Below are 6,061 nucleotides of genomic sequence, written 5' to 3'. Positions count from 1 at the left end.
ATTCAGCAAAGTTCAGGGTTTTGGGGGTTAGAGGCATGCTCCACAATCCCACCTTGGCGCGGGATGAAGCGATTCGCTCTGGGGCGATGGCTGCCATGGCGCTGATGATCGCGGCTCAGGCCAAGGGTTTGGTGAGCGGGCCGATGATCGGCTTTGATCCGGAAGGGGTAAAGCGGGAGTTCGGCATTGCCGACCGCTACGTGCCGGTGATGCTGCTGGCGGTTGGATATGCGGCAGCGGGTAACCTGCCGCGCAAGCCTCGCTTGGGGGTGGATGAAGTTCTGGCCTTTGGGCGAGGGCGGGAGTTTTAGCCCTAGGCTCAGGTGGGATCCCTGTCGCCCTCTCCTGGGCTCCTACCGGCATCAAGCCTTGAGAAAATGAACCAGCTGTTGCAAGCGATCCCAAGCGGCACCCCTGGCGAGAATCTCGCGAGCTTGGGCGATCCCGGCTCTCCAATCGGGGGCCACTCCGGCCACCTGCAGGGCCAAAGCAGCATTCAAGGCCACCACATCCTGCTGGGCAGGCGTCCCGGATCCCTGGAGAACTTGGGTGAGGATGGCGGCATTTTCCGCCACATCCCCCCCCTTGAGAGCTTGGGTGGGTGCCAGGGTCAGCTCGTAATCTGCAGGGTTCAAGACTTCCGTCCGTACCAGCCCACCGGACAGGATGCCCAGATCGGTGGGTTGATCCAGACCGGCCTCGTCGAGACCTTCGCGGCTGTGCAACACAATGGCCCCTTCCCGTCCCAACAGGCGCAGGGCCTCTGCCATTACCGGCACCAGCTCCTGGGCGTAAACCCCGATCACCTGGCGGTTGGGATAGAGGGGGTTGACCAAGGGCCCCAACAGGTTGAAAATGGTGCGAACCTTGAGGGCCCGCCGATAGGGGATCACCGCCCGCATGGCCGGGTGCCACTGGGGAGCAAACAAAAAGGTGATGCCCACTTCCGCCACAGCCGCCCGCACCCGCTCTGGCTCAGCCCCCAAGTTCACCCCCAGGGCCTCCAGCACATCCGCCGAGCCGACCTTGCCAGAGGCGGAACGGTTGCCATGTTTAACCACCGGGATCCCGGCTGCACTGACCACAAAGGCCACCGCCGTGGAAATGTTAAAAGTGCCGGCCCCATCGCCGCCGGTGCCACAGGTATCCACCAGGAGAGGCAAGTCCAGCGGGGATCCCATCGAAGCCCGCTGTAGCACCCGTGCCATTCCGGCCAGTTCACCGGCGCTCACACCCTTGGCGTGCAGGGCCGCCAGAATCGCCCCCGACACCACATCTGGCACTTGGTTCTGGAGCCAACCGTTCATCAACTGTTCAGCTTGGGCTTCGCTGAGAGATTGCCGATCCAGCAACTGCCCCAAAAGCTGTGGCCAAAGGTCAGCCGTTTCCGTCATGGGTCGGGATCCTGGGTGTCAGCGGGTACTTATAGTAGCGTATCTAGTAGCGTATCCCGCCTCTGGGTCACTTGCCTCGTGCAGGTCGGGCCATGCTGAGGGTTAGCTAATCCGCCCAGAAGCTCCGCCCTCCTTATCGCTACGCAACGCGACGCAACCACTTTAGCGGCGCGGAGCGCTATGCCTCAGCGTAAGGGTCGGGATGAAAGGCGGTCTTTGTTCTATAATCAACCTGGCTGTACAAAACGGCTTTGCCGGAATCTGGTACAGCTACGCGGTGGGACATTCCGTGTCTGCTCGCTGAGGGTTCTTGTGATAGCTCCCCGTTGAAGCGAGAAGCGCACACTCTTTCGCTTTAGCAGCGCGGAGTGCTTTGCGTCAGCATGAGTGCGGGAGTATGTCACCATAGTGGGTTTGACCTGGGCCGTTTCCGGCCTCGGCAGGGTGCGCTCCATTCTTCTCTTCCCTCCCGGAGGTTGTGATGAACCCTCCAACTAACCCAAGGGCTTGCAGCCCGCTTGCACGAGCGGGAGCCTTTGCCCCCATCCATGTTGTGGGCGGGGGGTTGGCGGGGACAGAAGCTGCTTGGCAAATTGCCCAGGCAGGGTTGCCTGTCATCCTTTCGGAGATGCGCCCCGTGCGTCAGAGCCCAGCCCATCACACCGATCAGTTGGGGGAGCTGGTGTGCAGCAACTCCTTTGGGGCTGCAGCCAGCGATCGGGCGGCAGGGCTACTCAAGGAAGAACTGCGACAACTGGGATCCCTGGTGATCGCGACGGCGGATTGCCATGCAGTGCCGGCAGGAGGGGCATTGGCAGTGGATCGGGCCCGCTTCAGCCAGGCTCTCACGGAAGCCATTCAAAACCATCCCCGCATCACCCTGCGTCGGGAGGAGGTGACGGAGATCCCGGAGGGCATTGCCGTCCTCTGTACCGGCCCTCTGACCAGCGATCCCCTGGCCAAGGCACTGCAAGCCTTTACGGGCCTGGAGTACCTGAGCTTTTTCGATGCTTCTAGCCCCATTGTTACCGGGGATTCGTTGAACCGAGCGGTGGTGTTTCAGGCTTCCCGCTACGACAAGGGGGAAGCAGCCTATCTCAACTGCCCCATGACGGAAGCGGAGTACGAACGGTTTTGGCGGGCGCTGGTGGAGGCAGAGCAGGCGCCCCTCAAGGATTTTGAACGGGAGGAGCGCAAGTTTTTCGAGGGCTGCTTGCCGATTGAAGAAATGGCGCGCCGGGGCAAAGACACCCTCTGTTTCGGCCCCTTGAAGCCGGTGGGGCTGGTGGATCCGCGCACGGGATCCCGTCCTTACGCGGTGGTGCAGTTGCGGCAAGAGGACAAAGCAGGGCAGCTGTGGAACTTGGTGGGCTTTCAAACCAACTTGAAATGGGGAGAACAGCAGCGGGTCTTTCGCCTCATCCCCGGCCTGGAACAGGCGGAGTTTGTCCGCTTTGGGGTGATGCACCGCAATACATTTTTGAATTCGCCCCAGCTTCTGTGGCCGACCTTGCAATTTCGTCGCCGACCCACGCTGTTTGCCGCCGGCCAGTTGGTGGGCACCGAGGGCTATGCCTGCGCGGTGGCAGGGGGATGGTTGGCCGGACAGAACGCCGCCCGCCTGGCTCTGGGGTTGCCCTTGATCACGCTGCCCCCCGAAACAATGATGGGATCCCTGTTTCAGTTCATCAGCAGCGCCGATCCCAGGCACTTTCAGCCGATGCCGGCCAATTTTGGGCTGTTGCCGGATTTGGAGGGGCGCAAGCTTCGCAACAAGCAGGAGCGCTATGGCCGTTACCGGGATCGGGCTTTGGCTGCTCTGAAAACGACTGGGTTGGTGCGCCAAGTGCAAACCGCCTAGGGGAGCTTGGAGCGTGTTCCCGACCATTGCGATCCAAGTCAAAGTCGAGATTGAGCGTTATCGTCATTTGAAACTAGATTGAGACACTTCCTAGGCGTTTCGCGACCGCCCCCAGCCCCTCTCCCTCTGGGGGAGGAGAGTCGGGAAGCAATGCCACAGAAATATTTAGAAATGTTTCATTCCTATGCCGCGGTAGCAGATCCCAAAACGAGCTGTCAAAAGCTGGGCAAACCTGTTGGCTACCTTCCCTCTTTCCGCTGCTCACAAGACAAAAGGGCGCGCATGGACTCCAACAGTTGGGGTGCCCTCTGGGTGAGGTCTTGATAGAGGCAAATTTGCTGTTGGCAGCGGGCCAGGTTATGGGCTTTGCGACTGGGGTAGCGCTGGGGATCCCAATTCCAGTAAGCGTCTTCAAACCAATCCTGCAAAAAGCGCATCCCCAATTCCAGGGTAATCAGTTGGATCCCTTGGAGAAGGAGTTCCGGTTGTAGGGCGTGCAAGTTCCCGGTTTGGGCATAGCCCCGCAACCCGGCCAGGATCGCCTCTGGCTGAAGGGTATTTCCTCGTTTGCCCCAGGAGCGCAGGGCATCCCCCAGTTCAACATAGAGGTTGTGATACATGAAGGTGTCCAGATCCACCAGGCCCACAAATCGCCCCTGCTCATCGAACAAAAAGTTGTTGAACTTGAGATCGGCATGGATGATTTGAGTTGGGATCCCCGAGGGCAGCAGAAGATTGGGCACAGTTTCGATTAAAAACTGCCATTCTGCCTGCACTTCTGGGGCCGGCTCATACTGGCGTAGCTGTTGCCAAAGGTGAGCCGTATCGTGAAAATGCGGGATCTGGAAGCGAAAACGATAGTCCATCTGGGCCAGGAGTCGATGCAGGCGTCCAACGGCTGCCCCCGCCTCTTCCAGATAGCCCCAATTGGGAGGAGTTGGGTGACAGGATCCCGGCAGACAATCCATGACCCGCCACAGTCCTTCTGCCCAGGCCAAGTGCAGGGATCCATCGCGAGCGCGGCGGAATTGGGGGACGGGGAAGCCGTGTTGTCTCAACCATTGGCCGATGGCTTGACCATCTTCAGTGACAGCAGGATCAAATCGGGGGTGAAGGCGCTGGACGATGAAGGATCCCTCAGAGGTGTTGAGTTTCCAAGTTTGGTGAATGAGGCCCACTCGGATGGCTTCGGGTGGCTCTGGATCCCCCAGTTGAAAGTGCTGGACAAGGGGATCCAGCCAAGTCAGGTCAAGCATAGGCAAGGAAGAAATCTATTCAAGCTTGGGGTGCTGGGTCGATCTTTTCGTTTTCAGAGCTGCCTCAAACTGCTTACCACAGCGGCGGCCTTTGAGGCTTACAGTTCAAGTTCCATTGAAGTGGCTTCATGTTGACGATTTTACCGTCCTCGATAAACAGGGCAAGTTGTTTGGGAGGGTGCAGCTTGTTATGCAACCACAGCCTTTTTGCGGCTCACCCGAACGGGACTTGTCGCCGAAACCCACTGCCCCATTGGCCGAGAACTCAGGTGTCGTTGTAGCAAACCCGCGAAAGAGCCCCATTTGCTACCTTAATGAAGGTCGCTGGCCGGACAGCCGTTAGGTTCGCTCATCACCCCATGGATACCCGCCTAATCAACATTGGCTTTGGCAACATCGTCGCCGCTGGGCGTGTGGTCGCCATTGTCAGTCCCGAGTCAGCTCCCATCAAACGCATCATCAGCGATGCCCGCGAGAGGGGCCAGTTGATAGATGCCACCTATGGTCGTCGTACCCGCGCTGTCATCATCACCGATTCCGGGCACGTTATCCTCTCCGCCATCCAACCCGAAACCGTTGCCAACCGCTTCCTCACGGCCAAGCCCGGTTTGCCAGACGAAACCGAGTGAAAGCCATCGCTGTGAGCCGTCTGAGGAACCAGGAGTGAGATATCCTAAAACCAACCCAAACAAGTCAATTGCCCAGCCGTCTTGCGTCGGTCTCTGTCTATGCCAGCCTCTCCTACCCCAGTTCCCTCTGAGTGTACGCAGCAGCAGGGATCCCTTCCGGCTCCTACCCCGCGCGGTCGCTTGGTGGTTTTGACAGGGCCCAGCGGAGTGGGTAAGGGTACGCTGGTCAACCAGTTGCGCCAGCGCCACCCCGAGCTGTATCTCTCGGTTTCGGTCACCACCCGCCCCCCCCGCCCCAGCGAACAGGAAGGTGTCAACTACTACTTTCGCAGCCGGGAGGAATTTCTCAACTTGATTGAAGCCAACGAGCTGTTGGAATGGGCACAGTATGCGGGCAACTTTTACGGCACTCCCCGCGAGATCGTGTTCCAAAAACTTAACCAGGGTCAGGATGTGCTGCTGGAAATTGAGCTGGCGGGGGCCCGTCAGGTGAGGCAACAGTACCCAGATGCCATTCGCATCTTTCTCTGTCCCCCTTCTCTGGAAGAGCTGGAACGTCGCATCCGCGAGCGCGGACAAGACTCAGAGGCCAGCATCGAGCGCCGCCTGGAGCAGGCCCGCAAGGAATTGGATGCCCAAGACGAATTTGACTACGTGATTGTCAACGACAACCTGGAGCAAGCGCTGCAGGAGCTGGAAGCCCTGCTCTATCCCCCCTCTCCCTCTTCAAAGGAGCAGCAGCCCTAGCTTCTCCAGCCCCTTCCCGGAACGCTGGTGTCGGTGGTGCAGTGGCTCCAGATTGGGCCTAGGGTTAACTTTCGGTTAAGAAAAAAGCTGCTGGGGAGGGTAGTTTGGCTTTACCAAAAAACTGGGTCTGAAGCCCCGCCCTAAGGCCTACGGCCCGCTGACGCGACCAGGGCG

At 59.4% G+C, this 6,061-nt stretch carries 6 protein-coding genes; 4 read left to right on the top strand and 2 right to left on the bottom strand.

Annotated features, from left to right (window positions below):
• Positions 1-311: nitroreductase family protein (locus NW843_RS12930; protein WP_414523144.1), on the top strand; the 311-nt coding region annotated here is incomplete at its 5' end.
• Between the two features lie 51 nt (positions 312-362).
• On the opposite strand, the gene trpD is transcribed toward NW843_RS12930, so the two are convergent.
• The gene (gene trpD / locus NW843_RS12925; protein WP_414523143.1) at positions 363-1,394 is read right to left on the bottom strand and encodes an anthranilate phosphoribosyltransferase; all 1,032 of its coding nucleotides are present in this window, start codon (positions 1,392-1,394) and stop codon (positions 363-365) included.
• A 481-nt stretch (positions 1,395-1,875) separates the two neighbouring features.
• On the opposite strand from trpD, the gene trmFO reads away from it, so the two are divergent.
• Entirely contained in the window at positions 1,876-3,255 is a 1,380-nt protein-coding gene (gene trmFO / locus NW843_RS12920) for an FADH(2)-oxidizing methylenetetrahydrofolate--tRNA-(uracil(54)-C(5))-methyltransferase TrmFO (RefSeq protein ID WP_414329729.1), read from the top strand.
• A 239-nt stretch (positions 3,256-3,494) separates the two neighbouring features.
• Here the strand turns inward: trmFO and NW843_RS12915 are convergent, their stop codons facing one another.
• Complete coding sequence (locus NW843_RS12915) at positions 3,495-4,511, bottom strand: phosphotransferase enzyme family protein (RefSeq protein ID WP_414523145.1); 1,017 nt, start codon at positions 4,509-4,511, stop codon at positions 3,495-3,497.
• Positions 4,512-4,870: 359 nt separating this feature from the next.
• Between NW843_RS12915 and remA the strand changes: the two genes are divergently transcribed.
• The gene (gene remA / locus NW843_RS12910; protein ID WP_414382990.1) at positions 4,871-5,140 is read left to right on the top strand and encodes an extracellular matrix/biofilm regulator RemA; all 270 of its coding nucleotides are present in this window, start codon (positions 4,871-4,873) and stop codon (positions 5,138-5,140) included.
• A gap of 99 nt (positions 5,141-5,239) precedes the next feature.
• A complete protein-coding gene (gene gmk / locus NW843_RS12905; RefSeq protein ID WP_414388593.1) occupies positions 5,240-5,887 on the top strand; it encodes a guanylate kinase in 648 nt (215 codons plus the stop codon).
• Positions 5,888-6,061: the final 174 nt, after the last annotated feature.

Source organism: Synechococcus sp. R5-12 (genome assembly GCF_047502655.1).
In the GTDB taxonomy this organism is placed as follows: Bacteria; Cyanobacteriota; Cyanobacteriia; order Thermostichales; family Thermostichaceae; genus Thermostichus.
This window is presented reverse-complemented; position numbering and strand designations above follow the sequence as displayed.

What these genes read in the sequence shown, in the direction of transcription:
- trpD (WP_414523143.1), bottom strand. Translation starts at nt 1,394, where the DNA reads ATGACGGAAACGGCTGACCTTTGGCCACAGCTTTTGGGGCAGTTGCTG.
- trmFO (WP_414329729.1), top strand. Translation starts at nt 1,876, where the DNA reads ATGAACCCTCCAACTAACCCAAGGGCTTGCAGCCCGCTTGCACGAGCG.
- NW843_RS12915 (WP_414523145.1), bottom strand. Translation starts at nt 4,511, where the DNA reads ATGCTTGACCTGACTTGGCTGGATCCCCTTGTCCAGCACTTTCAACTG.
- remA (WP_414382990.1), top strand. Translation starts at nt 4,871, where the DNA reads ATGGATACCCGCCTAATCAACATTGGCTTTGGCAACATCGTCGCCGCT.
- gmk (WP_414388593.1), top strand. Translation starts at nt 5,240, where the DNA reads ATGCCAGCCTCTCCTACCCCAGTTCCCTCTGAGTGTACGCAGCAGCAG.